This is a genomic window from Fischerella major NIES-592, from assembly GCF_001904645.1.
Taxonomy (GTDB): domain Bacteria; phylum Cyanobacteriota; class Cyanobacteriia; order Cyanobacteriales; family Nostocaceae; genus Fischerella; species Fischerella thermalis.
In genome coordinates, this window is record NZ_MRCA01000002.1 from 141,734 (window position 1) to 168,467 (window position 26,734).

The window sequence follows — 26,734 nt, forward strand, 5'->3', positions numbered from 1 at the left end:
CCCAAATTTATTTCAAGGCAAGATTTAAATAATTAAATTATTATGCAAATTTCTTGACTTTGGCTCAAAAATGTTACAATAAATACAGAAATAAAATCGTTCATCTCTTAAAGACTGTGAGACCACATTGGATTTGTAGTAGCACCTAAGCACTACTACAAACCAATGACAAAATAACGCTTTTGATGACAGCGAGGAAGGAAATCAGCTTAAGAGACGGAAGTAGGGAAAAATCCCGAAGGAACGCGCCTCTATTTAATTCCAACCTACAAAAAAAATTAAAAGCGAGGCGAAGCAAATGAAACTAACCTATCGCGGTGTAGATTATGAATCAAATCCTCTGGCTGTAGAAATGACTCCAGGGGAAATGGGTGGTAAGTATCGTGGTCAGCAATGGAGACGTCATTATCCCAGACACATCCCTGTACCTCAACCAGTAGCAGAGTTGAAGTATCGTGGAGTACCTTATTGCGTTGGCGATTCCCTAGACGTAGAAGCAATGAAGCTACGCAAACAGCCTGAAGCGATCGCTACTGAAAAAACAGGACAAAAAACTGGCCAAGAGTTAACAAATACTCACCTTGATCATATCCGCCGTAATTTAGAACATCGCCTGCAAGTGGCGAGAGAAAAAGGAGATCAAAATCTCATTCGTTTATTAGAAGATGAGGCAAGGCAAATAATAGTTGGTAGTTAGTAGATAGTAGTTGGTAGTTGGTAGTTAGTAGTGAATGATAAATATTTAACCACTAACCATTAACCACTAACCAACAAAAGTAGAGGTGCACCTCTACTTTTCACGATTTATCCAAATACCTCTTAATCCGGCTGCTTTTGCCGCTTGATAATCTTCTGCAATACTGTCCCCAATATGCCATGCGGCTGTTGGTGGACAGTTATGCTTTTCTAAAGCAATAGTAAAAATTTTGGGATCGGGTTTGGCTGCGCCTGCTTGAGTAGAAATGGTAATGGAATTAAAAAAATCTCTTAATTCCAAAGCCTGTAGTACAGAATAGATGCGGGAATCAAAGTTTGATATTATCCCCAGTTCAATCCCCATTTTTTGCCAGTTTGTCAAAGATGGTAAAACATCACTATAGACAAACCAAGGCTCGGCTGTGCCAAAATGGATGTAAACTTCGCTAAAAAAAGCCGAAAAATCAGAAAATTTCTCCAGAACACCTGCTTTTTGAAAAGTATCGGAGGCAATGCGAAGCCACCACTCGAACTCCCACTGAGGGATATCTTGTTCTTGGGCATTTGCAAACACAGGTGGTGGTGCAGCTTTAAAGCTTTGGATGAATGTTTTATTCAAAGTTTCGGCAGAAACCTCGACACCAAACTCCTGTGCGATTTGACTATAAACCTCGCCCACACTACCTTTGACGCCGAAGAGAGTGCCAACTGCATCTAAAAAAATAACTTTCGGTCGTTCCATCAACCTATGACTTTTTTGGAGTTTAGATTTGAAGAAATAATATATTCGGTGTAAAGCGTCTTGTCGTTAGACATGACGATAAGCGTGTTTTCAAGCTAATCATCTCACAGATCCAAACCTGAGTTACACATGCAAAGCCCAAATCATGATTTTTAGTTTGTCTAGCCGAAGTAGCACGCTTTTGGGAATTTTACCCGTTGTCATGACTACTGTTTACCTTTAATACCAAACAGAGGTAAGTATTATTATTTAAGATTGCTGGAATAGTCTTTTAGCAAAGACTTTCAATCCAAAATCCAAAATCAAAAATTGGCATAAAGGGTGTTAGGCTGTTTGAAAATAGACGCTCAATACACCATCTACTATTGTGATAATGTCTCTATAATAGGACGAGCTAGCCAGTTAAAACCAACTTTGAGTTTATGATCTAAAGTTGGCATTCGATACAGGTAAGCTAAACGACGAGCTACATAAGCCAAAGAACCCTCTAATTTGATACCTAAACCAGTCAGAGTCGCGTTGTCTGTCCCTAATGCCATCATTTCACCTAAATATTGGTAGCGGAATGGAATTTGAGGACGATGAGTCAGATTTGCCCAAATATTCCAAGCTGCGTAATCGGCTTGTTGAAAAGCTGCTTGAGCTGTAGCGGGGACTAGTTGTCCTTCCGCATCACGACATTCCGCTAAATCTCCCAATGCAAAAATTTCTGGATGATCTAGGACTTGGAGAGTTGGTGTAGTCGTAATTTGACCGCGTTGATTTTGCTTGAGAGGAAGATTGCGGACTACAGGCGAGACTCGTATTCCCACTGTCCAAATTACTAAATCCACAGGAATATTATCTACCTGACCCTTATATTCCAAGGAAATCGTATCTTGAGCGATCGCTTCTACCCTAGTTTCTAGGTCAATAAATATACCCCGTTCTTCTAAAGCTTTTCTGGCTGCTTCTCGATTAAATTCTGGCGAAGTTCGCAAAATTTGATCAGTAAGTTCTATTAACCGAAAGCGTCCTCTTGACCCCAGTCTGTCTGCTAGTTTACACGCTAACTCTACACCACTGTAACCACCACCAACAATTGCCACGCGAATTTTATCAGTATCAGACTCTTCCAAAACTCGCAAGCGCTCTTCCAAGCGGTAGACGTCAGTAACTGTACGGAAAGGATAAGCATAGCAAGTAGCACCAGGCACTATATCCAAAGGCGTTTCGCCACCCAGCGCCAAAACTAGGTGATCATAGCCAATTTCAGGTCCATCTTGTAAATATACTCGTCGCTGTTGTGTATCAATTCCCGACACAGCAGCTTGATAAAAACGTACCCCCGTGTCTGTTAATAGTTCTTCAAAAGGAGGGGCAATTTCCCAGGTTTGTAGCTCACCAGTTAGCAACTCGTAAAGCAGGGGAGAGAAAACAAAGCGATCGCTTTGATCTACCAAAACTATTTCCGGCTTGGGTAAAGACTCCCAAGGTAACTGACTCAGCCTCAAAGCTGTGTAGAGGCCACCAAAGCCTCCACCCAGTATACAGATTCTTGTTTTATGTTCGCTCATGTGTCTAATGGGCTGTGTATCCCAGTAGGGCAACTTCTATCAGTTTAATAATTTATTTCAGGATTTTTCTTAACAAAGAGTATGAAATTCGATAGGCGGTTTGTGGGAGTCACAAACCGCCTTCTATTTCTTCGTGTTTTGGTGGTGAAGAATAAATTTTATTAAACCACCAAGGCACTAAGACACTAAGTCTAATTTTTAGGGTGCGTTATGGCAGTTAATTACCGCCGGAGGTGACGGCTTTATGATGTTGGGCAGTAACTTCGCCTTTAGCGTGCCATTTTCTGTCAGAACCTTCCTCATATTGATTTTTCACGCTGTTCCAAGCAATTTGACGAGCGCCTTCTTCACTCATACCATCACTTTGGGCAGCTTTGAAAGCAGCAGCGAAAATTTGTTGAGCTTCTTGAGGCAATTCTCCTTTGATTTCTTAAAACCCCAGCATTGTTATTTTTGATTGATTCTGGCGATTCTTCTCTGATGAATAAAATAGGGCCAAGCACGCAAGTTTTGCATTCTGCCATCAGCAAACATTAAACAGCCGTAAATCATCGGCCAGACACCCATTAGCCAAAATATTGTTGGGATAATGGCATTAAGTTGTCCGTATTGAAATGTCAATCGATATGAGGTTGGAGAACTAATGCGATCGCTCCTACAATTACAAATGCCAATGTTATCCAAAATAGTGTTAAGTTGAGTTTCATAACGTTTTATCTCCAAGGTGTTTATAAATTTTGAGGAGCGAAAATTTACAATATTCTGATGCTATGAATGTAAATGAGTGTTTTTCTTCTTTCTGAAGAAGGGTTTATTTATAAAGATAACTTTTCAAAAATATTTAGATATATCATACTTTTGGTAGAAGCTAAAGTATTTTTATACGTTTAATGGCAATTAAAGCTGTGACCAAGATTATGTTTGAAAAAGCGAACACCGATGAACACCGATGCACACAGATGGATTGGACGTTGGCGTTCTAGTGGTATGGTATTTATCGGTGTTCATTTGTGTTTATCTGTGTTCGTTTTTTCTCCACTAAATTTGCTCACAAACCGCGATATTTTTGATGCATCGTAGACGCGCAAGCGGTGAGACAGCGCGGTCTTGGGGGTTTCCCCCATGAGCGACTGCGTTCGCGTAGCGTCCCGGAGGGAACTACCCGAAGGGCTTCCCGTAGGGTACACCGTGCAAGGCGATGCACACCGATGGACACTGATGATTTTTCGTTTGTATTTATGTCATGAGATGGTGTGATTGAAAGTCATGGTTATTAATAGTAGTTAGGAATTATTAATTATGAGTTATTTCTGACAGTCTTTGGTTTGTGCTTTGATTTTTTGCTGAATTTTTTGTGGAATACCTAATCTGGAATTGGCGTAAAGTCTATCGAATTCTCGCAGGTAATGAGCGGCAATTATGGGATTTTCTATTACTAAAAGTGTCTCATCATTGCTGTTATTGCCTGCTTTTGTCCAGTTGTGGGAACCAGCAATTACTGTTTTATGATCTATAACGGCAAATTTGTGATGCAATAAGTCACCTTTGGCTAAAATCGGTACGCCTACGGTAGTAATAGGGTTTTTCCAAGGACGATTATCGGCTTGATTTTTACATTTTGTATTGAGAGTTACCCCCATCATATCTAATGCTTCACTGTAGGGACGATAGGCAAAACTTGCCTCGATTAAGGCGCGGATTTTCACGTTGTTTTTGTGGCGCATTTCGAGTATGTTTGCTAAACGCTGATCGGAAAATACAAATAAAGCTATATCTATAGATTTATTGGCTGAATTTAAGGTGTTACCTATTAAACCATTACTGCTATTACTCCAAGGTTGTGTAGGAGAGTTAGGTGAAAATTTAACTGTGATTTGATTATCGCCTAATACAAATTGGTGAGATTTTTGTAAAGGTTTTTGCAAACCAAATTTACTGTCGAATTTACCCCCTACTCCGTCACCCCACATCAGGTTAAATTCTTTGGTAAATAAATCTGCGATTTCGGGACTGTCGATTTTTAACAAATTATTCGCGTTACCCAAGCTGTCAGTATTAGTAAAATCTCCGTGGATGTCACTCATGGTAAAGTTGGCGGAGGTGATGATCACAAAACGATTGTCTACAATTACAAATTTATGATGCATCAAACTACTACCCTGAGAACCATCGCTAGTGTCATCAATTAAAGGTATTTTGGCTTGCTTTAAAATAACTAAAGCATCTGTCTGAATAATTTCTTCTTGAGTTAGCTTTCCATCTTTATTACTATCTGCAAATAAACTATATTCTTGATAATGTTCTTGTTCTCTTTTATTTAATTTCTTGACCTCATTAGCCGTAAAACTACTCCAAGGACGACTATAGTTATTTTCTAAAATTACTCTGACTTTTATGCCTGCTTTTTGCTTGTATGCAAGTGCCTGTGCTATCTTAGGTAAACGTAATTCTTGCACTGCCACATCAATTGTTGATTTTGCTTGCAAAATTGTCTCAACAATTAATTTTTCTAAATCATCTCCCTGATGAGCTTGGTGACGATATGGTTCTACGTATTCAGAAGACTGAGAATGGTTGAAGTAAACTTCTACAAATGGATCTTGCGGCAGTGGTTCTAAACGCTTATTGTCATACTTGGCTCGTTGACAAGCGCTTAAAGTTAGTATTACTAAAAATATAGAATAAAAACGCCGTTGGGTAGAGAAAAAAGACACAGGTGTTTGATAAAAGTTACTTTATTGGACACATTTATCATTCCCATGGTGTGAGGTTATCAAACGTACAGGACAGCAAATATAATTCCCCTGACTGTCAAAAATAGAAAAATTTACTGTATTAGCTGAAAATAGAAACAGCCCGTTGCCTAGTGTATTGACTAGAGAATCTATGCAAATTTATTTAGATTACAGTGCTACTACTCCTACTCGCCCAGAAGCGATCGCAGCAATGCAAACAGTCCTAACTCAACAGTGGGGTAATCCCTCTAGCTTGCATGAGTGGGGACAACGGGCAGCAACTGTATTAGAACAAGCTAGAATGCAGGTAGCCGGACTCATCAATGCACCTGCGGAATCAATTATTTTTACTTCTGGTGGTACAGAAGCAGATAATTTAGCAATTATGGGTGTTGCCCGTTTGTATAGCAAACCCCAACATCTGATTATTTCTAGTGTTGAACATTCTGCGATTTCTGAACCTGCGCGGTTATTAGAACAGTGGGGTTGGGAAGTGACTCGCCTCCCTGTTGATAGCCAAGGTAGAGTTAACCCCTTAGATTTAAAAGCAGCATTGCAAGACAACACTATATTAGTGTCAGTAATTTACGGGCAAAGTGAAGTAGGTACAGTCCAGCCAATTGCCGAATTGGGAAATATCGCCCACAGTGCTGGTGTGTTGTTTCATACAGATGCAGTCCAAGTTGCAGGACGCTTACCTATTGATGTGGGAAGTTTATCTGTGGACTTACTGAGTATTTCTAGTCACAAAATTTACGGTCCCCAAGGTGCAGGGGCGCTGTATGTGCGTCCAGGCTTAGAATTGGTTCCCTTGCTGGGTGGTGGTGGACAGGAAAAGCGATTACGCTCCGGAACACAAGCAGTACCCGTGATCGCCGGGTTTGGTGTCGCCGCCGAATTAGCAGCTCAAGAAATGCCGATCAAAACACCCAGGTTAATGCAGTTGCGCGATCGCCTGTTTTCGCAGTTAATAGATATCCCCGGGTTAATTCCTACAGGTGATTTAGTTCATCGTTTACCTCACCATGTCAGCTTTTGTTTAGAACACGCCGATGGTGAAAAAGTCAGTGGCAGAACTTTAGTGCGAGAATTAAACCGTGCTGGGATTGCAGTTAGTGCTGGGGCTGCTTGTAATAGTGGTAAACTCAGCCCCAGCCCGATTTTATTAGCAATGGGTTATTCAGAAAAAGCAGCTTTCGCCAGTGTGCGGATGACACTAGGGCGAGATACTACTGTAGAAGATGTAGATTGGGTGGCGATGGTGTTCAAGCAGGTTTTGCAGCGACTATCACCTGTAGAATTGGTTGTGATTAGTTAGTGGTTGGTGGTTGGTGGTTAGATAAACTACTAACCACTATCTACTAACTACTAACAATTTCATTCCAAAATCTTTTAATATGGCTGAACTACCAAACTCTTTAGAAGATGCGATCGCCCAAGCACGTACAGCTACCCAAGCCGCGATCGCAGATGGCTATACTCGGTTACAGGTTGAGTTGTTGTTTCCAGAATTGAAATTGATGGAAGTAGCCCAGCAATTTCTGCCCATGTTTGAACAATACAACGACAAACTCAAAGTTTTCTTTGCAGATGCGGGTGGTGCTGGTCTTGCCCGCCGCGACTGGACAGATGTACGATTTAAAATCACCGATATCGGTACTGGTAGAGCTGCCTCTATTGAGTCCAAAGTTCAACCAGAAGATGAAATTTTCTTGTTTATCGCCCCCGGTTCACCAGAAGTCCCGCAATTAGAAAAAATTTGTGCGGTAATAGGCGATCGCCCCTTAGTAATGCTAAATCCTTTCCTGGAAGATGCTGGCAAAATAGGTATCGGTTACGCTGCTAGGCAAACCCGCATCCGTTTTCTCAGCACGATAGAATCTTGTTACTACTTGCGTTCTGTATACCCAGATGTAGCCTTATTTCGTTGTTATCCCGGATTATGGGAAATTTTGGTAGAAAATAACGGAGAGTATCAAAAAATCGCTGAATTACCACAAAAACCCTCCGGTGACGACTTAGACATAATTCTTGCTAAGGGACAAGCTGCAACTGCAATAGCAGAAGGAGAAACTACCGCAGCAGTACCAGGGAAAAAGCCAAGTGTATTTAGGGGTTTGCAGAGGTTCATCAAAGCACTGAGAAATTAGAACTCCCCAAATTTTCTAGATCCCTGATTTGTTAACAAGTCGGGAATTCGTGTTTTGAAAAGGGAACCGGGAATAGGGATAAGGGATTGGGAAAAGACACGATGAAGCGCAGAACTTATCAAAAATATTCTCCCTTATCCTCCTTGTCCCCCTTGCCTTGCCATACCGTCAGATGTATCAGACTTATAGTGAAACGATCTCACGCGCAATTGCTGAATGTGTAATTTTGCCAATCTCTTCCTCTTTTTTGTGTTTTTTAAATACCTAATAGGGGTTTGTTAGAGAAAATTCCAATGGTTTAATTAGCTGACTGTTCCCTACTCCCTTCCTCAACTACTTACTGACGCACCACTACCAACGTCCCTACTTCAGCCCAATTAAAAAGTTTACGAGCTTCTTTCACTGGTAGATTTACGCAACCATGACTGACGGGTGTACCAAATCTATCGTGCCAAAAAGCGCCATGAATTGCATATCCCTCGTAAAAATACATAGTATATGGGACACCAGAAATATCATAACCAGGTCCTCGCATTCTAGTAGAGCGAAGCTTAGAGCCAATCAAAAACTTACCCTTTTTTGTAGGCGTCGAAGGCTTTCCTGTGGAAACTCGTATCGAATACACAAGTTGGCTACCTTCCCAAGCGTATAGAAGTTGTTGTGACAAATCAATTTCGATTTTGCGAGGAGGGCGTAATTCTTTCCAGATATCAGCTTCGTTGATAGAGTTGCGATCAAATATATGATAAGAAAAATGTGAAAGAGGTGTCTTTGAATTGGAAGAACTAAAAGCAGCCCCCACCAAAATTCCCACAGATGCTAAGAAAGTAGTTAACCAAGCGATCCAACTACTGCCAATCCAGTTTCCCATTATCTTAACTTGTTAATTCGCAGAGAATACCCAAAATGTGTTTGTTGATGGTTGTTTGGCAAAACTAGCAACTATTAACAACTAACAACTGACTAGTGATACCAAGTTCGGCTAATTACTGACGATATTATGCTTCGTTGTTTGGCATTGGGCATGGGAAAATCATCAGTATCTTTATACCTAATTACCCATTACCAGCCTACGCGATAGTATAAGTATGCAACCCAACATATTATGAAACTATCTTTGAACAACTACCGGCGTACCTATCGACGCCCATCTGTATAGCCATCTGGCATGTTTAGGTGGTAAATTCACGCAACCGTGGCTAACTGGTGTCCCAAATCTTCGATGCCAGTAGGCTCCATGAATAGCATAGCCTCCTTTGTAATACATCGTATATGGGACATTAGGAACGTTGTAGCCTCTACCACGCATCCGAGTTTTTCTCAGCTTGGTTTGAATCTGAAAAACACCAGTACGAGTGGGAGTAGATTTTTTTCCTGTAGAGACAACCACTTTGTACACAGGTTTTCTACCTTCCCAAGCAATCAATCGTTGTTCGGAAAGATCAATTTGTATCCAGCGTCGTTGAGATTGTTTGAGGTTACTGACTGCTTGCCTGATTGTATTTCTTTTTGGGTGTTTTAAAACTCCTTGTGAAGGGGTACTAAAAACGCTCAAAGCGAATGCTGCACCAACAAAGAGTACCTTTAGAGAACGCACCCAACTCGAAGAAGATGGCTTTTCCATGATTATTACACCATAATGCCATTATTTAAGGGAAATTTTCTTTTTCTCTGATGACTTTTAGCTTTTTGCTGCAACAGGCTTAGGTTTTCCTGATTTCATCCTATAGCAAATGTCCTCATTCGTAACTATCAAAGGACAAACAGATGAGGAATTGTTAAAAAATCTAATTTATGTAACTTTATTCACAGGAGAAAATCCGCCAATAATTAACATTATTGGCTCATGCAGTCATCTTAATTGTTATTAATAAATCCTTAATTCAACAAGTATGGACTAAAGTAAACCTTAAGCAATATCGAGACGCGCCATGGCACGTCTTTACACTTCATCAAATTTCACCAGAAGTTATTCACTGAACGGTTCCTTGACTAAACAACTATTGACTAAGGTTTTTGCTTGTTGAGATATTGCTTGCCAATTTCCATTTTCTACAAACTGTTTCGGAAACAACTCGCTACTTAAACCTACTGCGATCGCTCCTGCTTGCAAAAATTCTTGGGCATTTTTTAAAGTAACTCCGCCTGTAGGAATCAAAGGAATGTGACCGAGTGGACCTTGTAAACTTTTGATATAGCTTGCTCCACCTACCGCCTGCACAGGAAATACTTTCACACAAGTAGCACCGTAATTCCAAGCCATAACAATTTCTGTGGGAGAAAGCGCACCAGGAATAATAGGTATATTTTCAGCTACTGCTGCTTGGATCATGGTTGGGTCAACATGGGGTGTAAATAGAAATTGTGCTCCTGCGGAAATTGCGTTGTCAAGTTGTTCTAAATTTAACAAAGTGCCTGTGCCAATGGTACACTCGGGTAATTCTGAGCGGAGTTTATTAATTAATTCTGAAGCGTTAGCGCTATTCCAGGTAATTTCAATTAATTCTATACCTCCAGATGCCATAGCCAAAGCCATCTGGCGTCCAAGTTCTAATTGAGAAGCGCGAATAACTGCGATCGCTCTGTGTTTTTTTACCAGTGTTAACCAAGGGTGATCAGACATGGGAGCAGTAAATTAACAATTAGCTTAAAAATAATATTGTCTAAGATAAGTAGGAGTAACACTGACTTTGGACTTTTCTTCAATCTAACCAAAGATAGATATGATTATTAATAATAAACCAGCTAAAACTCAACCATGATTATTCTTTGGCTCTTAACTAACTCTTTTTGAAAAATTAATAATTAAAAGAATTCAGTCGCAAGCAAGAGGAAAAAAAATAACTTTCTTCTTATGTTAAGAGTATAGATGCTTTCATAGGTAATTTTATTATGCCTCTTTACAAGCTTGAAGATTTTGATCCCACTTACCGAGATACATTCGGTGGTGATGATATTAAAGGTTTGCCTCTCTATACTCAAGGAGGAAATAAAATCGGTACAGTTGCAGATGCACTAGTAGACCCAGAAGGGCATTTTCGCTATTTAGTTATAGAAACTGAGTCAGATTTTGATAATAAAAGAATCTTGCTCCCCATAGGTCTTTCTCGCATAGATTATAATCAACAGCGTGTATATGTTGATGGGTTAAGCAGAGAACAAGTACAAAATTTACCTGTTTACAAAGATGACATGACTGTTGATTATGATTATGAAGAACAGGTACGCAGGAATTATCGCCCCCAACAAAATCTAAGTTACGATCGCAATAGCTACACCTACGAAAATGATGCACCTTTATATAATTTGAATGAGCAGAACCATCAAAACTTCAAATTGTATGAGGAACGGTTAATTGCTAACAAAAATCGCATCAAAACCGGGGAAGTAACTGTTGGTAAGCATATTGAAACAGAAACCGCAACAGTTTCAGTACCAATCGAGAAAGAAAGAGTTGTAATTGAGCGAGTTCCATCTACCACAGAAGGTGTTGCAGTTAGCCCCGACGAAGTACAATTTCAATCAGGTGAAGTAGCACGCATTGAAATCTACGAAGAAACACCCGAAATTCGTAAAGAAGCTTTTGTACGCGAGGAAGTCCGGGTTAAGAAAATCATAGACAAAGATGTTGTTGAAGCCCAAGAAACAATTCGTCGTGAAGAATTAGATATTCAAACTGAAGGTAATTTACCTTTAGATGAAACGAATACACCGCCAATGGATCGTCTTTAGATCTATGTTGACAATAGGGTAACCTTTTGGTAGCTGGTTTTATCTCACAATAAACCTGATTTAATCATCGAACACAGATGCACACAGATGAACACCGATAAATTATGTGTGTTTGTTTGTGTTCTTTTTTACAAGACACTGGAATGTGATGACAATACCTAAATTTTATTGTCTCAAACTAAGACGTTTAACTATAAATTGTTACTTCATTTATCTCGAAGATTGTTGATTAAGCAACAATGATCAGAGACTCAACACGAATATATTATGACTGCTACAGCACAATCCTTCAATCTACCCGCACTGACAGAATTAAGATCAGGGTTGCCCAATATCTGCGGTTGGGAAGCGGCAATTCAGTCAATAGTTAAACAAGAAGAACCAGTATATTTAAATACTACTAATCTCAAGTTGGAAAATATCACGGCTGGGTTTGCCTGCGCTCTACACATGCATCAGCCAAGCATACCCGCAGGTATTAACGGCGAAATCATCAGTAATATCCAGTATATGTTTGAACATCCTTATGATGGAGATAACCATAATGCTGGGGCTTTTGCTTGGTGTTACAGCCGTATGGGCGAATTTATCCCGCAGCTAATTTCCCAAGGCTGCAACCCTCGTATCATGCTTGATTATTCAGGCAACTTACTGTGGGGTTTGCGGCAAATGGGACGCGACGATATCTTTAATAATCTCAAGCGTATCACCTCTGACCCCCAATATCAGCCTTATGTAGAATGGTTGGGAACGATGTGGAGTCATGCTGTAGTTCCTTCCACACCTATTCCCGATATCAAACTGCACATCCAAGCTTGGCAACATCAATTTGCAGCTATTTTCGGTTACGATGCCCTCAAGCGAGTCAAAGGTTTCTCTGCTCCAGAAATGCATTTGCCCAATCATCCAGATACTCTGTTTGAATACATCAAAGCTTTAAAAGAATGCGGGTATCGCTGGTTAATGGTGCAAGAACATTCTCTAGAACGTCTTGATGGTTCTGGGTTAAAGCACGAGGATAAATATATTCCCAATCGTTTGCTTGCCCGTAATTCTCATGGCGAAACTATTAGTATTACAGCGTTAATTAAAACACAAGGTTCGGATACGAAATTAGTTGCCCAAATGCAACCTTATTTTGAAGCCAAAGGTAAGAATAAGCAGCAAATTGGCAATGTGACAGTCCCCTCTTTAGTTACCCAAATTGCCGATGGAGAAAATGGCGGTGTCATGATGAATGAATATCCCCGCGATTTTTTTAGGGTTTATCATGAAATCCGCGATGCAGGCAATAATTATGCAGGTGTGGTTGCTCTCAATGGTACAGAATATCTGGAACTAATTGCAGCAGCAGGTGTTAATTGTGGAGATTATCCAACTTGTCAAGCCGTCCATCAGCATAAAATTTGGCAACGAGTCGATCCAGACAATGCAACACCGGAAGCCGTAGAAAAGGTAATAGCAGAATTAAAAGCAACTGACCATCAATTTCACATGGATGGTGCATCTTGGACTAATAATTTAAGTTGGGTGGAAGGCTATGAGAATGTCTTAGACCCGATGAAAAAACTCAGTGTCATGTTTCATGAAAAATATGACTCGTTGGTGCAGCAAGATCCTTTAGTAACACAGCGTCCAGATTATCAAGAAGCTTTATTATATAATTTGTTGTTGCAAACCAGTTGTTTCCGTTACTGGGGACAAGGGACTTGGACTGATTATGCACGTGAGATTTATCGTCGGGGCGAAGCAATGTTGAAGTGAATTATTAAACAAAAATTTGATATTTCTGGATTGGGCGATCGCATCAATTAGGTAACACAAGCTAGCAGGTGCTTCAATAAGTCTAAGCGATCGCACTCCCTGAATTAACTATTGGCTGATAGTACAATACGGTTCAGTTAAAAATTGACTTAAGCCTCGAATTCGTGATCGCGTTTTGGGGGATCTAGGCTTTGGGATTCTCACACATCAGATAGGATTTTCCTCAATTACCACCTAACTTAAAAAATCAGGGCAATCTTAGGAAATCCAAGAATTGCCCTGATATATAAGAGTTATGGGTTAACAATTAAGAGTTAATTATTTTTCTCTTGACTCCCCAAAAATTACGCAAAAGCTGCTGTTTTCACATCGTTGTTTGCCAAAAGTTCTTGTAACTCTTCGGCATCTACAGTTTCCTTCTCAACTAACATTTGTGCAAGTTGATCGAGAACGTGGCGGTTATCTGTCAAAACTTTTTTCGCACGCGCATAAGCTGCATCCACTAATTGACGAACTTCTTCATCAATAGCAGCAGCAGTTTCTTCAGAGAAATCACGTTCTGACATGATATCGCGACCGAGGAACATATTGCCTTGCTGGCGACCAAGAGCAACTGGGCCAAGTTTATCGCTCATACCGAAGCGAGTTACCATTTGGCGAGCAACGCGTGCTACTTGTTGCAGGTCGTTAGAAGCACCAGTTGTAACTTCTTCTTCACCAAAAATTAATTCTTCAGCGATACGACCACCTAATGCTACTGCCATCTGATTTTCTAGATAGGAACGGCTATACAAACCGCTATCCATACGGTCTTCGCTGGGAGTAAACCAAGTTAAACCGCCTGCACGACCACGGGGAATGATGCTAATTTTTTGCACAGGGTCATAGTCTGGCATCAGCGCCCCAACTAAAGCGTGACCAGCTTCGTGGTATGCTACCAATTCTTTGCGCTTTTCGCTCATTACCCGGTCTTTCTTTTCTGGTCCTGCCAAAACGCGATCGATCGCATCGTTAATTTCATCCATCGAAATTTCGGTCAGGTTGCGACGTGCTGCTAGAATCGCGGCTTCGTTAAGCAGGTTAGATAGATCCGCACCTGTAAACCCAGGAGTCCGACGGGCGATTTTATCTAAGTCCACATCTTTTGCTAGAGTCTTGCCACGGGCGTGAACTTTGAGAATTTCCACACGTCCAGAGTAGTCTGGGCGGTCTACAACTACTTGACGGTCGAAGCGACCAGGACGCAATAAGGCTGCATCCAAAACGTCGGGACGGTTAGTAGCAGCAATAATAATGATGCCGGTGTTACCTTCAAAACCATCCATTTCTGTAAGTAACTGGTTGAGGGTTTGTTCCCGTTCATCATTACCGCCGCCTAAACCGGCACCACGCTGACGACCAACAGCATCAATTTCATCGATGAAGACAATGCAAGGTGCATTGGCTTTAGCTTGCTCGAATAAGTCACGGACGCGGGACGCACCCACACCCACAAACATTTCTACAAACTCAGAACCAGAGATGGAGAAGAAAGGGACACCTGCTTCACCTGCAACAGCACGAGCCAACAAGGTTTTACCAGTTCCTGGAGGGCCTACTAGCAACACACCTTTAGGAATTTTGGCTCCAACAGCAGTAAAGCGATCAGCGTTTTTCAAAAAGTCTACGACTTCGTTTAATTCCAGCTTGGCTTGGTCAATACCAGCAACATCCCCAAAGGTAACTTGGGTTTGTGGCTCCATTTGCACTCTGGCTTTGGATTTACCAAAGTTCATAGCTTGGCTACCAGGGCCATTTTGGGCACGGCGCAACAAGAAGAACAAGCCAACCAGAAGTAATACAGGGAAGAATAAACTGCTGAGAGCCTTAAACCAGAATCCTTCGTCGGTTTGAGGTAAAACAATAATATCAACGTTTTGTTCGTTAAGTTCGTTAATGAGGTTAGGGTCATTAACCAAAGTCACCAATTTCTTCTTGGAATCGAATTTGGGAGTGACTACAGCTGTAGACCGATCCGCACTAATACTGACTTTTTCTACCTTGCCAGCTCGGACTTCTTGAATAAATTGACTGTATCGCCATGTCTCTCTGCTTTGGGGTTGCTTGTCAAAAAATGCTGTCCCAAGAGCAATGACAACAATAAAAAGCAGTGCGTACAGCCCCGCATTTCTCCACCGTTTATTATTCACTGAGGTCAATCCTCCTAAATTTTTCGTGCGAGGGCATTTCTAAGAATTATGTTAACTTATCTTAAGGTATACCAAATTCTACACCTACAATGCTAGTACATTGAGGCAGAGGTCAGGGGCAGTCCCGATGATTTCACCACCAAGTATAAAAAACCTCACCCCCAACCCCTCTCCTTAGTAAGGAGAGGGGTGGCGTAGCTGGGGTGAGGTTACTTTCAAGTCGGGAGATAGAAAGTTTAATCTGTTTCTCTCAGCCATTGTGTATCTTGAAGAATTTCCGTATTTGTTGAAAACAAGGATGGTAGGGATTATATTGTAGCGATCCTGAAGGCTGAATGACGGTGTGGACCGGAACAATTTCAACCACACTGTTGCAATAGGCGATCGCTTCCAATTTTTTAACTAGTTCTGGTGTCCAGGGTTCCTCACGCACTATCTGCTGCTGTTGTTGCAACCAGTTGATCAGTTGCGATCGCATTATTCCCGGTAAAATTCCTACCAATAGGGGAGGTGTCCACCAGCAACCATCCCACCACCCGAAAAGATTACCTGTAGTCGTTTCAAGCCAATTGCCCAGAGTATCAACTAATATCGCTTCTTCAGCATTTAATTTCTGGGCATCATTTCTGGCTAACCAAGCACTGAGATAATTTCCAGTTTTATGATTGGGTAAACTGCGATTGTATTTCAGTGGGGCTAAGACAGCTGAAATGCCATGATTTTGTTTTTCTGCTAAATCTTTTGGTAATTCCCTACCAGTAATCCATTCCCGCCCATCAGGAAATACAGATATTCTCAGGACGGGGAAATGGGCCATCATTAATTCTGCGCCTTGACGTAATTGTCCAAAATGTGGTGTGCACCAATCAAAAACCTGCAAGCTAAATTTCAAGCGATCGCAGTGAGCTTGCCAGTTGGTTAATTTCTGATCTAACGAGTGATCATAGATGCGCAAAGTTGTAAAAACCGTCGCTCCATAAATCAAGCCTGGATCATCAATCGGTAACTCTATAGTTTGGGAATGAATTAATTGGCCGTCGTACCAGTAGAAGGACATGGGGGAGGTGGGGAGTATCAGGAGTATGAGGAGTATGAGGAGTATGAGGAGTATGAGGAGTATGAGGAATGGGCATTGGAAATAACCAATCACTAACCACTAACTACTAACTAGTAACTACCAACAAATGACAAATGACAATTGACTCAATCTTGCTGAGGTAATTTAATCCTAGTAGAACCGTCAGGATTTTTAATGACTTTTCCTCCTAAAGCTTTTATGGCATTAATTGCTCTTTGGCGAGTTTTTTCGTCAACCTGATTATTTAATACCATCATCCAAGTCGCAATTTGAGCATATTTACTATCAGGATTACGTCTTAAAAATTCAGCTGTTTTTTGGGAAATTTCCGCTACCTGTTTACTTTCTTCATCTGTATGTTTATTAGCCCAGTTTGCGGCTTCTTGAAAAGATTGTTTAGCATTATGAGAATCTCCCAAAAATAATAATTCATCAATGCCCTTATAACGCCACACATAGTAAGATTTATAGGGAACCCAAGGGGAAATAGATTTTAAGCCATTTTTCATTAATGCTATAGAACGCTCTGGCATAGCAGCATACATAGAAGTGCTGGTAGAAAGACTCAAGTAAGCTTCTAAAAATCGTGGATCTCGTCGCAAGATTACTTCAAAATATTCTGGGCTAAGACCGTAACCTGTTTTCGCGCGAACTTCATCATCACCAAAGTATTGTAAAAAATCTAGATATACCCAGTTAGCTACTAAGTTAGTGTAGCCAAAACTTGGCATTTGTTTGAGCAAATTCAGTCGAAATTTTTCTTTTTTTACTTGTCTTTCTAAAGTTTCTAATGGAGTGGTTTTATGATTTGAAATTAGTTGCTGCATATGTGGAAATTGCAACAAACTAACACCAAAAATACACAGACAAGCTGTCAAAAATGCACCTATAGTTTGACGAGAGAAGACTAACATTACTACTTAATTAGCAAATAAGCATCAGACCATAGATATATAGTTCCCCTATTTTCTGAGAAAGTAACAGTGCTCATTGTCTGGAAAATGGGTGTGGGGGTGTAAAGGTGTAGGGGTGTAGGAAGATCAGACATAAACTTATCACGCCGCCGGACATCGGGTTATTTTAGTTGATACCGAAAAATTCTGGTTAAGTGGTAATCAATTTTCTAACGCTGTTGCTGGGTTCTACACCGTCCCCGATCCGCACAAAGACTAGAAGGCTATACTCAAGCCCTACGTGCGATCGCCAAAAAAGAAAACATAGACTAACACAGATACACACCGATGAATTATCTGTGTGCATCTGTGTTTATCGGTGTTCGTAAAACAACACATTTTCTGTCATATTTTGCATATTCTGTAAAATGTAAAGGCCCAGTTTCTAACTTCTAAAAAACCGGGTTTATTCATACATTGATTAACCTAAACCAATGATTGAAGTCGATCATTTAAGTAAAATATACGGTTCAACCCAAGCAATTACTGATGTGACTTTTAGCGTCGAAGCAGGAGAAATTCTCGGCTTTTTGGGGCCAAATGGTGCTGGCAAAACTACGACGATGCGGATTTTAGCCGGTTATTTACCCGCAACGAGTGGTACGGCGAGAATTGCTGGCTTTGATGTTCATGAACAGTCTTTGCAGGTACGGCAAAAGATTGGTTATTTACCAGAGACACCGCCGTTATATCCAGAAATGACGGTGGAAGGATTTTTGTATTTTGTGGCGCGGATTAAGGGAGTACCAGCAGGCGATCGCACTACCAAAGTGAAAGCCGCAATTGAACGCTGCAACTTGCAAGACAAACGTCACGTCATTATTCGCAAACTTTCTAAAGGATATAGACAGCGTGTTGGCATTGCCCAAGCAATTGTTCACGATCCACCAGCTATTATTTTGGATGAACCTACCGTCGGACTCGACCCTCGACAAATTATTGAGGTGCGAAATTTAATTAAAAGTTTGGCTGGCACTCATACTATTATTCTTTCTACCCACATTTTGCCGGAAGTGAGTATGACCTGTAGCCGCGTTGCCATCATCAATCGCGGGAAAATTGTAGCAACTAACACACCAGAACAATTGCTAACCCAGTTGACAGGTGGTTCTGGCTATGAATTAGAAATAGGGGGCGAAGCAAATTTAGCTAAACAAGTATTGCTCAATTTGCCGGGTGTGAGTCAGGTAGAATCAATTCCTTTAGCAGCGATGCATGGTTACTCCCCTAAAGACAATCGTGCTTACCTGCGAGTGATATCCCAACCAGGTGTAGAACCAGGCAAAGATATTGCCGCAGCCTTATTGCATACAGGATTTGATTTGTATGAAATGCGCCGTGTCAGCGCCACCCTGGAAGATGTATTCTTGCAACTGACCACAGAAGAAAAGAACATGCAAACTGAGGCAGACTCAGCAGTCAATGAGGAGGAAGCGGCCTAGATGGGTGTAGTACTGAGTAATATTATTGCCATTTATCGCCGAGAATTACAGAGTTATTTTGTTTCGCCTTTAGCTTATGCGATCGCTGGCGTTTTTTGGTTTTTAGCTGGGTTATTTTTTATCTTGATTTTGATGGGCCCAGATGGCATTCTGGCAGCAGTCACGGCATTAGATTTACAAGGACAACAATTTGGCGTGCCAGTACCACCGATAGATGTACCTTATGAATTTGTGCGGGCATTTTTAGACCGGATGGGATGGCTGTTATTGTTTGTACTGCCGATACTTTCGATGGGACTTTATGCGGAGGAACGCAAACGTGGTACTTTAGAACTCTTAGCAACATCGCCAGTTACTAACTGGGCTGTAGCTGTTGGTAAATTATTAGGCGTGCTGACATTTTTTATCACAATGGTACTGCCAATGCTGGCATTGGAAGCGATCGCGTTGAGTGCGTCAACTCCACCCATGTCTCCCGCAATTCCGCTGCTGGGACATTTGGCATTAATCTTATTGGCAGCAGCAATTTTATCTTTAGGAATGTTTATTTCTTCCTTGACAGACAGCACTATTCTAGCTGCTGTCCTCACTTTTGCTGTCATTTTATTACTGCTATTTGTAGATTTAATTGCTAAAAATATCAGCGGCCCCATCGGGCAAGCTTTGGGTTATTTGTCACTGCTAAAACATTACAACAATCTCATTCAAGGGATTTTTGATACTAGTAGCATTATCTTGTTTGGCAGTTACATTCTATTAGGTATCTTTCTGACTGCACAATCTATTGATGCACTCCGCTTTCAACGACAGTAATTATTTTAGTTATTGGTTAGTAGTTAGTGGTTAGTAGTGACAACTAACAACTAACAACTAACAACTAACAACTAACAATTAACTAATCATGAAAAGTATCCCGAGAAAAAAACTTTGGAAATATTTGATTTGGCCAGGTTTATTCCTGGTTGCGGCTGGCTTAACAATTGGTCTAGTTTCAGATTCTTGGGGAACAGTACCCTTAGCATTTATTATTGTTGGAGCAATAGTTATTGGCGTATGGTTAATCTGGCAAAGCCAAGAGAGTAAATGGTGGGGACGTCGTTCGACTCAAGCTAGTACTAATGCCCTAGCTGCAACTTTAGCAGTATTAGTAATTTTGGGGTTAATTAATTTCTTAGCTAATCGCTACGAAGTGCGAGTAGACTTAACAGAAACTCAGTTATTTACCCTTGCTCCCGAATCTAAACAACTGGTACAAAATTTAAAACAGCCAGTTAAAGTTTGGGTATTTGATGTAGCTCAAAATTCCCAAGATCGAGAATTGCTGGAAAATTATCAAAAGCAAAATTCCAATTTTAAATTTGAGTACGTTGACCCGCAAGCTAGACCAGGATTGACAGAAAAATTTGGCGTTAAAGATTACGGAGAAGTATATCTCGAATCTGGAAAGAAACGACAATTAGTGCAAGTCGTCAACGTGAATGATCGCCTTTCAGAAATTAGACTAACTAATAGCCTGCAACAAATTACTAGTACTAGCACAGCTAAAGTTTACTTTCTCCAAGGTCATGGTGAGCGATCGCTTTCAGCTGGTGAAGGTGCGATATCCCAAGCTGTCCAAGCTTTAGGTAACAAAAGCTACACTACTGCACCACTCAATCTAGTGGAGAAATCAACTGTTCCTAGCGATGCTAACGTCGTGGTGGTAGCCGGACCAAAGCGAGAACTATTTGCAACAGAAGTCAAAGCCTTGCAAAACTATCTGAATCAAGGTGGCAATTTAGTACTGATGATCGATCAAGGTACAGACCCAAAACTTGATAATTTGCTGAAAGAATGGGGCGTCAAGCTAGATAATCGTTTAGCAGTTGATGTCTCTGGTAACGTCGCCCTTGGACCTGCTGTTCCCATTGTCACTAATTACGGTGAACATCCGATTACTAAAGACTTCGCTAACGGCATTTCATTTTATCGTTTAGCACGACCAGTTGATACTACTCCAGTCCCTGGTATTGAATCCACAAAATTATTACTCACCAAACCCTATCCCAACACCTGGGCAGAAAGCGACCTCAACAGCGAAAACTTGGAATTTAACGAAGGAAAAGACCTCAAAGGGCCTCTAACCCTGGGTGTGGCCTTAAAACGCAAACTACCAGCTGCAACTCAAGCTACCCCTAGTCCGACACCAACAACATCACCTACTCCCTCCCCCACTCCTAGCAACCCAACCGCTAACGAATCACGCATGGTAGTGCTAGGGGATTCAGACTTTGCCACAGATGGTTCATTTACACAACAGTTAAATGGAGACGTATTTCTCAACTCCGTCAACTGGAGTAGCCAGCAGGACAGCCAACCCCTTTCCATTCGCCCCAAAGAACCAAAAAATCGCCGCATCAACCTCACAGCCTCACAAGCCGGCATTTTGGCTTTATCTTCTCTGTTAGTTTTACCCCTAATTGGATTTGCAGTCGCAGTGATTTTGTGGTGGTTACGTAGATAAATAAATAGTTAGTGGTTAGTGGTTAGTAGTTAGTGGTTATTAACCAATGTAGAGACGTGCTATGGCACGTCTGTACAACTACCAATGACAAATAACAAATGACAAATGACTAAAAAATGAAATTACAGCGAACAACTTTAATTTTGATACTGCTAATGCTGGGTTTAGGTGGTTTTGTTTACTTTCATGAATTTTATTGGAAAACTCAGCAAGAGGAAGTCAAAAACAAAAAGCAGCAAATTTTCTCTTTTGAGGAGGAGGATGTACAGTCTTTAGCAGTAAAGACTAAAAATGCCACTATTATTTTAGAACGCAACAATAATTCTGAACGCCCAAAGTGGCGGATGACATCTCCCCAACAAGTGCCAGCAAATGACGCTATAGTTTCTTATTTAATGGATTTATTGGTTAAAGGTGAAAGCGATCGCACTATATCAACATCTGTTAATCAATTACGAGAATTTGGCTTAACTGCACCTCAAGCAACTATCGATATTAAACTCAAAAATCAACAAAACCACCAGTTGGTTTTGGGTAAATCTGATTTTAATCGTCGTTTTTTATATGCTCAAGCCGATCCAAATTCTCAATCAAATGGTAATGTAGACGTGCTACTAGTATCTACAGATTTTGGAAATGCAGTGAATCGAGAATTATCAGAATGGAAAGAAATTCCAAATAAGAGTGAAAGTACACTGTTGCCAAGTTTGAATTTACCCACTCCGTCAAAGAAAAAAAAATTTAAAATTTGAGAGATATTTTACCTAAACCCCGTATTTTGAGGTAAACGAACACAGATACACACCGATACACACCGATAATTTATCCGTGTGCCTTACGGAAGCCGCTACGCGTCTACATCTGTGTTCATCGGTGTTCGATTTTTCAAAACTAGAGTCAACCGAGGAATAACAATTTGAGAGATATTTTACCTAAACCCCGTATTTTGAGGTAAACGAACACAGATACACACCGATACACACCGATAATTTATCCGTGTACCTTACGGAAGCCGCTACGCGTCTACATCTGTGTTCATCGGTGTTCGATTTTTCAAAACTTTATTTTCGCCGTAGTTAAAATTACTATGTCAAGTCCGACAGCAACGTTATTAATTTCCTGTCCCGATCAACAGGGGCTTGTAGCTAAATTCGCCAATTTTATCTACGCTAATGGTGGTAATATTATCCATGCAGATCAACATACAGACTTTGCAGCCGGGTTATTTCTTACACGCCTAGAGTGGCAATTAGCAGGATTTAACTTACCGCGGGAGTTTATTGCACCAGCATTTAATGCGATCGCTCAACCATTGAATGCTAAATGGGAACTGCACTTTTCTGATACTGTTCCCCGCATTGCTATTTGGGTTAGTAAGCAAGACCATTGTCTGTTTGACTTAATTTGGCGACATCGTGCGAAAGAATTTACTGCGGAAATTCCCTTGATTATTAGCAATCATCTTCAACTTCAGGAAGTCGCGGAGCAATTTTGTATTGACTATCATCATATTCCTGTAAATAAAGATAATAAATTAGAACAAGAAGTTAAACAACTAGAATTACTGCGTCAGTACAAAATTGATTTAGTTGTATTGGCAAAATATATGCAAATTCTCAGCGCTGATTTTATTGCTAAATTTCCACAAATTATTAATATTCACCACTCTTTTTTACCAGCTTTTGTAGGTGCAAATCCTTACCAAAAAGCTTTTGAACGAGGTGTAAAAATTATTGGTGCGACAGCTCATTATGTGACTTCTGATTTAGATGCAGGACCAATTATTGAACAAGATGTCGTGCGGGTTAGTCACCGCGATGAAGTCGAAGATTTGATTAGAAAAGGCAAGGATTTAGAAAGAATTGTCCTAGCAAGAGCAGTGCGATCGCATTTACAAAATCGTGTGTTGGTCTACGGCAACCGCACAGTAGTATTTGAATGAAAGGGAACAGAGATCAGGTAAAGTAGGGTTCCCTCTGGAGAAAAGGGGAAGTTGTAAAATTTTCTCATAAATAGCTGAGTTGAAAATACTTGGTGTCTTAGTGCCTTGGTGGTAAACATTTTAACCACTAAGACTCCAAGACACAAAGATTTTTGACGCCTACTTCAGATAAAACAATAATCCAACTCCCGCGATCGCTATGATCACACCTGCGATCGCTCTCCAAGTAACTTTCTCACCTAGCCACATTCCAATAGGAATAATAAACACCGGACTAGTTTGCAGCAAGGTAGAAGCAACTCCCGCAACAGTAAATTTTAAAGCTATCTGCTGTAACCAAATTCCTAAGTAAGTTCCGCAAAAAGCTGCAAAAATAATTGCTGCTAAGACTCGTGATTGCCTAGCCTCGGCTATACTAAATAAGTTTTCTGATGGAGACTCTAAAACTTGCCTCCGTAGGCTTTGCCTGTATAGCAGTGATTTTAATATAGATTTGGAAAAGGTAAAAATTAGCAAAATCAGCACACCAGCACTCAATCGCAACAAAGCTGCCCACAAAGGATTCATAACAGATTGTGCAAATGCTGCACGCGAAAACAAAGCCCCCACAGCATTAGCAATTGCTGCCAATACTCCAAACCCTATTCCCCGCCATAAATTTGTTGTAGCACGAGAAGACAGTCCCCCCTGTCCTCCCTGTCTCCCCTCTCCCCGCGTCCCCCTACCTTCAGGAGTTCGTTCTGTCACTACCCAAGCAACTCCTAAAATCGTCAGTAAAATCCCACACCAAGCACTTAGATTTAGCTGTTCTTGGAGAAAAATCATTGCACCAATAGCTGTCATGGGTGGGGCTAAGGTTCCCATCAGTAAAGCGCGTCGCGCTCCTAAACTATTGATTGAAGCAAAGAAGACTGTATCACCAAAACCAATACCCACTACACCACTGAGGAGAATTAGAGAAAGGGGAATCGGGGCGATACTAGGAAATAATTCGCTACTCAGTACGATGGTGAGTAAAAGCAGAGCGATCGCAACTATGCCTTTCATTAAGTTGAGTTGCAGAGGCGGGATACGTTCACCCAAACGACCATACACCACAGATGCGATCGCCCACAAACAAGCAGCAGACAAAGCTGCTATTTCACCTTGAAAACTCATGAAGAAGGCAAAAGGCAAAAGGCACAAGTGATAAGGAAATCCCATAAATTAGATAATGCTGACTTGAAAATTTCACCCCGAGCTTTATCATCGGTCTTGACGAGAGTGCGTTTCAAAGTACTTGAGCTGTTACCCGCAATTTATTGTAGGGCGGGATAATACCGCAAAGCCAAAGGTTTTACATCGAGGGTCTAAACTCTATAGGAATTGACCAAAGGTATCATAAATTTAGCGGCTTGTATCTAACAGTAGTGCGCAGAAGTTTTTCTAAAATCTTCTGACTTGAAAGTAACCTCACCCTGTCAACAGAGGACACCCCTCTCCACGGATTCACCAAAGGGGAAGGGGTGAGGTTTTTCATTCATCGCTGTGAAATTTTTTAATATCTGCCTTCCACCGAAGCCAGTTAATGACAAATTTAAAAAAATATTAAAAATAATATTTACCCCTTTGCAAACACTCAAGATTTTTCATATTTTAAGAAAAATACTCTTATAAACTTTAGCACTCAATGCACGTTACTGCTAATTTTTTGCTGGTTCAAATTTAGCACTCAAGATATAAAAGTGCTAACTCATTGAGTGTTTTACTACCTATGACATAAGGTGTGATAACACTTTTTTCAGATGCATTTTCAATCCAGTTGCAGATATATTTAGTTTAAAAAGATTGATATTGGGGTAACAGCAATGAAATATACTTTTGATATTGTTGGAGTATCTCAAGTTTTACAATTTTTTAATCACCAACAACAAAATTTGCACAAACCACAACACCAAGGTGTGGAATATATCGCAACACACACATGTACATTAGACGCGCTGCTAGAATCCGTGGAGCCAGTACCGCAAAAATGGAATTGGGACAAAGATGAAGTTGTAGGTACAGTGATTAATTTTTGGATGCAGAATTCCGATAGTATTCGTTATTGGAAAGCACGTTTAATAGATGCTGGCAGGGATAACTTACTAGTAGCAAGAATTGCAGATATTAAAGCGTTAAAGAAAGAATTGGAATATCTATTAGGTGTAAATTTATAGCTAGATGTAAAGCTTCGTTATTGGGTATTGGGCATCGGTCATTGGGGAGGAGATTTTCCCATTACCAATTACCAGCCTACGCGACAGCATAAGTATATGAGTGAGCATGATATATAAATTCTCAACTTCTACGAGAAGTCCGAGATCCGGGTAGCGGCGACCCCAGATAAAATAGTTAACAAATGATGCTCGCTAGCTGACCCATGACGCCTTTACAAGACGCAAACACTGTAACTGCTCACACTACTCCCAGTGTTGACTTTGAAACCGATGAGCAAAAAGAAACCGATCCTTTGGATGAATTGCCAGGAGAGGTCGAAATGACCCTTTTTGAGCATCTAGAGGAGTTGCGACTGCGGATTTTTTATGCGCTGATTGCAGTAGCAGTAAGTGTGGTTGGCTGTTTTTTTGCTGTCAAGCCTATAGTTCAGTTGTTGGAAGTGCCAGCCAAAGGAGTCAAATTTCTCCAGCTTGCACCCGGAGAATACTTTTTTGTATCTCTGAAAGTCGCAGGCTATAGTGGTTTGCTCCTCGCTAGTCCCTTCATACTGTACCAAATCGTCCAGTTTGTACTGCCAGGCTTAACTCGCCGTGAACGCCGCTTATTAGCTCCTATAGTTCTAGGATCAACAGTGCTGTTTGCAGTAGGTTTAGTATTTGCTTATTCCCTACTGATTCCAGCTGCTTTAAAATTCTTTATTAGCTACGGTGCAGATGTCGTAGAACAACTATGGTCAATTGACAAATATTTTGAATTTGTCCTGTTGTTATTATTCAGTACGGGGTTAGCATTCCAAGTACCGATTATCCAACTTTTACTCGGTAGTTTGGGAATTGTCTCGTCAAAACAAATGCTGTCTGGCTGGCGTTATGTAATTTTAGGTGCAGTAGTTCTAGGAGCCGTCATAACGCCTTCTACAGACCCCCTTACCCAAACTCTCCTAGCGGGAGCCGTACTAGGGCTGTATTTTAGCGGAATTGGGCTGGTTAAGCTCATAGGTAAATAGAAGACACACGGAGAACAAGGGAGACAAGGGAGACACGGATAAATATC

The 26,734-nt window shown here is 40.8% G+C and carries 24 protein-coding genes, 2 pseudogenes and 1 riboswitch; of the genes and pseudogenes, 14 read left to right on the plus strand and 12 right to left on the minus strand.

Annotated elements, in window-relative coordinates:
• Nucleotides 1-95 precede the first annotated feature (95 nt).
• A riboswitch (Glutamine riboswitch) is annotated at nt 96-250 on the plus strand.
• Nucleotides 251-298: 48 nt separating this feature from the next.
• Nucleotides 299-697 (plus strand): arginine synthesis PII-interacting regulator PirA, encoded by a 399-nt coding sequence (gene pirA, locus NIES592_RS04550; protein WP_073555052.1) that lies wholly within the window; start codon nt 299-301, stop codon nt 695-697.
• Between the two features lie 93 nt (nt 698-790).
• Here pirA and NIES592_RS04555 read toward each other — a convergent pair whose 3' ends face one another.
• From NIES592_RS04555 to NIES592_RS25560, 4 genes and pseudogenes are all read right to left on the minus strand, one after another.
• Entirely contained in the window at nt 791-1,438 is a 648-nt protein-coding gene (locus NIES592_RS04555) for an HAD-IA family hydrolase (RefSeq protein ID WP_062242843.1), read from the minus strand.
• Between the two features lie 362 nt (nt 1,439-1,800).
• Entirely contained in the window at nt 1,801-2,994 is a 1,194-nt protein-coding gene (locus NIES592_RS04560) for an NAD(P)/FAD-dependent oxidoreductase (protein ID WP_073555053.1), read from the minus strand.
• Nucleotides 2,995-3,211: 217 nt separating this feature from the next.
• Nucleotides 3,212-3,518 (minus strand): annotated as a pseudogene (locus NIES592_RS04565) (ChaB family protein).
• The gene (locus NIES592_RS25560) at nt 3,442-3,717 is read right to left on the minus strand and encodes a hypothetical protein (protein WP_197672415.1); all 276 of its coding nucleotides are present in this window, start codon (nt 3,715-3,717) and stop codon (nt 3,442-3,444) included. The pseudogene NIES592_RS04565 and the gene NIES592_RS25560 overlap by 77 nt, the downstream one beginning before the upstream one ends.
• 216 nt (nt 3,718-3,933) lie before the next feature.
• Between NIES592_RS25560 and NIES592_RS24910 the strand changes: the two genes are divergently transcribed.
• Nucleotides 3,934-4,074 carry a hypothetical protein gene (locus tag NIES592_RS24910; RefSeq protein WP_178379474.1) on the plus strand — a complete coding sequence of 47 codons (141 nt, stop codon included), beginning with the start codon at nt 3,934-3,936 and terminating at the stop codon, nt 4,072-4,074.
• 224 nt (nt 4,075-4,298) lie between these two features.
• Here the strand turns inward: NIES592_RS24910 and NIES592_RS04575 are convergent, their stop codons facing one another.
• A complete protein-coding gene (locus NIES592_RS04575) occupies nt 4,299-5,708 on the minus strand; it encodes a phospholipase D-like domain-containing protein (RefSeq protein WP_073555055.1) in 1,410 nt (469 codons plus the stop codon).
• A gap of 172 nt (nt 5,709-5,880) precedes the next feature.
• Here NIES592_RS04575 and NIES592_RS04580 point away from each other — a divergent pair, with 172 nt between their 5' ends.
• Complete coding sequence (locus NIES592_RS04580) at nt 5,881-7,047, plus strand: cysteine desulfurase family protein (protein ID WP_073555056.1); 1,167 nt, start codon at nt 5,881-5,883, stop codon at nt 7,045-7,047.
• Between the two features lie 79 nt (nt 7,048-7,126).
• The gene (locus NIES592_RS04585; protein WP_016871315.1) at nt 7,127-7,879 is read left to right on the plus strand and encodes a DUF1995 family protein; all 753 of its coding nucleotides are present in this window, start codon (nt 7,127-7,129) and stop codon (nt 7,877-7,879) included.
• 337 nt (nt 7,880-8,216) lie between these two features.
• Here NIES592_RS04585 and NIES592_RS04590 read toward each other — a convergent pair whose 3' ends face one another.
• The 3 genes from NIES592_RS04590 to NIES592_RS04600 form a co-directional block, all read right to left on the minus strand.
• Entirely contained in the window at nt 8,217-8,750 is a 534-nt protein-coding gene (locus NIES592_RS04590; RefSeq protein WP_073555057.1) for a L,D-transpeptidase, read from the minus strand.
• Nucleotides 8,751-8,990: 240 nt separating this feature from the next.
• Nucleotides 8,991-9,503, minus strand: coding sequence for a L,D-transpeptidase (locus tag NIES592_RS04595; protein ID WP_062242864.1), 513 nt, complete (start codon nt 9,501-9,503; stop codon nt 8,991-8,993).
• A 345-nt stretch (nt 9,504-9,848) separates the two neighbouring features.
• A complete protein-coding gene (locus NIES592_RS04600) occupies nt 9,849-10,502 on the minus strand; it encodes a bifunctional 4-hydroxy-2-oxoglutarate aldolase/2-dehydro-3-deoxy-phosphogluconate aldolase (RefSeq protein ID WP_073555058.1) in 654 nt (217 codons plus the stop codon).
• A gap of 269 nt (nt 10,503-10,771) precedes the next feature.
• On the opposite strand from NIES592_RS04600, the gene NIES592_RS04605 reads away from it, so the two are divergent.
• Nucleotides 10,772-11,611 carry a DUF2382 domain-containing protein gene (locus NIES592_RS04605; RefSeq protein ID WP_073555059.1) on the plus strand — a complete coding sequence of 280 codons (840 nt, stop codon included), beginning with the start codon at nt 10,772-10,774 and terminating at the stop codon, nt 11,609-11,611.
• 267 nt (nt 11,612-11,878) lie between these two features.
• A complete protein-coding gene (locus NIES592_RS04610) occupies nt 11,879-13,375 on the plus strand; it encodes a glycosyl hydrolase family 57 (RefSeq protein WP_073555060.1) in 1,497 nt (498 codons plus the stop codon).
• Between the two features lie 344 nt (nt 13,376-13,719).
• Here NIES592_RS04610 and ftsH3 read toward each other — a convergent pair whose 3' ends face one another.
• The 3 genes from ftsH3 to NIES592_RS04625 all read right to left on the minus strand — a co-directional run bounded on the left by ftsH3 (nt 13,720) and on the right by NIES592_RS04625 (nt 17,556).
• On the minus strand, nt 13,720-15,564 hold the full coding sequence (ftsH3, locus tag NIES592_RS04615) for an ATP-dependent zinc metalloprotease FtsH3 (protein WP_062242879.1): 1,845 nt from the start codon (nt 15,562-15,564) through the stop codon (nt 13,720-13,722).
• Nucleotides 15,565-15,814: 250 nt separating this feature from the next.
• Complete coding sequence (locus tag NIES592_RS04620) at nt 15,815-16,621, minus strand: aminotransferase class IV (RefSeq protein WP_073555061.1); 807 nt, start codon at nt 16,619-16,621, stop codon at nt 15,815-15,817.
• Nucleotides 16,622-16,767: 146 nt separating this feature from the next.
• The gene (locus tag NIES592_RS04625) at nt 16,768-17,556 is read right to left on the minus strand and encodes a hypothetical protein (RefSeq protein WP_073555062.1); all 789 of its coding nucleotides are present in this window, start codon (nt 17,554-17,556) and stop codon (nt 16,768-16,770) included.
• 136 nt (nt 17,557-17,692) lie between these two features.
• Between NIES592_RS04625 and NIES592_RS25715 the strand changes: the two are divergent.
• The 6 genes and pseudogenes from NIES592_RS25715 to purU all read left to right on the plus strand — a co-directional run.
• Nucleotides 17,693-17,865, plus strand: a pseudogene (locus NIES592_RS25715) (ATP-grasp enzyme); the annotation flags it as partial.
• A 164-nt stretch (nt 17,866-18,029) separates the two neighbouring features.
• A complete protein-coding gene (locus tag NIES592_RS04630) occupies nt 18,030-19,037 on the plus strand; it encodes an ABC transporter ATP-binding protein (protein ID WP_073555063.1) in 1,008 nt (335 codons plus the stop codon).
• Nucleotides 19,038-19,850, plus strand: coding sequence for an ABC transporter permease (locus NIES592_RS04635; protein ID WP_073555064.1), 813 nt, complete (start codon nt 19,038-19,040; stop codon nt 19,848-19,850).
• A gap of 88 nt (nt 19,851-19,938) precedes the next feature.
• Entirely contained in the window at nt 19,939-21,540 is a 1,602-nt protein-coding gene (locus NIES592_RS04640) for a GldG family protein (RefSeq protein ID WP_073555065.1), read from the plus strand.
• 116 nt (nt 21,541-21,656) lie between these two features.
• Complete coding sequence (locus NIES592_RS04645; RefSeq protein WP_073555066.1) at nt 21,657-22,292, plus strand: DUF4340 domain-containing protein; 636 nt, start codon at nt 21,657-21,659, stop codon at nt 22,290-22,292.
• A 335-nt stretch (nt 22,293-22,627) separates the two neighbouring features.
• On the plus strand, nt 22,628-23,482 hold the full coding sequence (gene purU / locus NIES592_RS04650) for a formyltetrahydrofolate deformylase (protein WP_062242899.1): 855 nt from the start codon (nt 22,628-22,630) through the stop codon (nt 23,480-23,482).
• A 159-nt stretch (nt 23,483-23,641) separates the two neighbouring features.
• Here the strand turns inward: purU and NIES592_RS04655 are convergent, their stop codons facing one another.
• Entirely contained in the window at nt 23,642-24,685 is a 1,044-nt protein-coding gene (locus NIES592_RS04655; protein WP_073555067.1) for a DMT family transporter, read from the minus strand.
• A gap of 644 nt (nt 24,686-25,329) precedes the next feature.
• On the opposite strand from NIES592_RS04655, the gene NIES592_RS04660 reads away from it, so the two are divergent.
• Nucleotides 25,330-25,680, plus strand: a complete 351-nt coding sequence (locus tag NIES592_RS04660; protein ID WP_062242904.1) for a hypothetical protein — start codon at nt 25,330-25,332, stop codon at nt 25,678-25,680.
• Between the two features lie 203 nt (nt 25,681-25,883).
• Nucleotides 25,884-26,687: a twin-arginine translocase subunit TatC gene (gene tatC, locus NIES592_RS04665; RefSeq protein WP_009455974.1), complete on the plus strand. Its 804-nt coding sequence runs from the start codon at nt 25,884-25,886 to the stop codon at nt 26,685-26,687.
• The last annotated feature ends 47 nt before the right edge of the window (nt 26,688-26,734 follow it).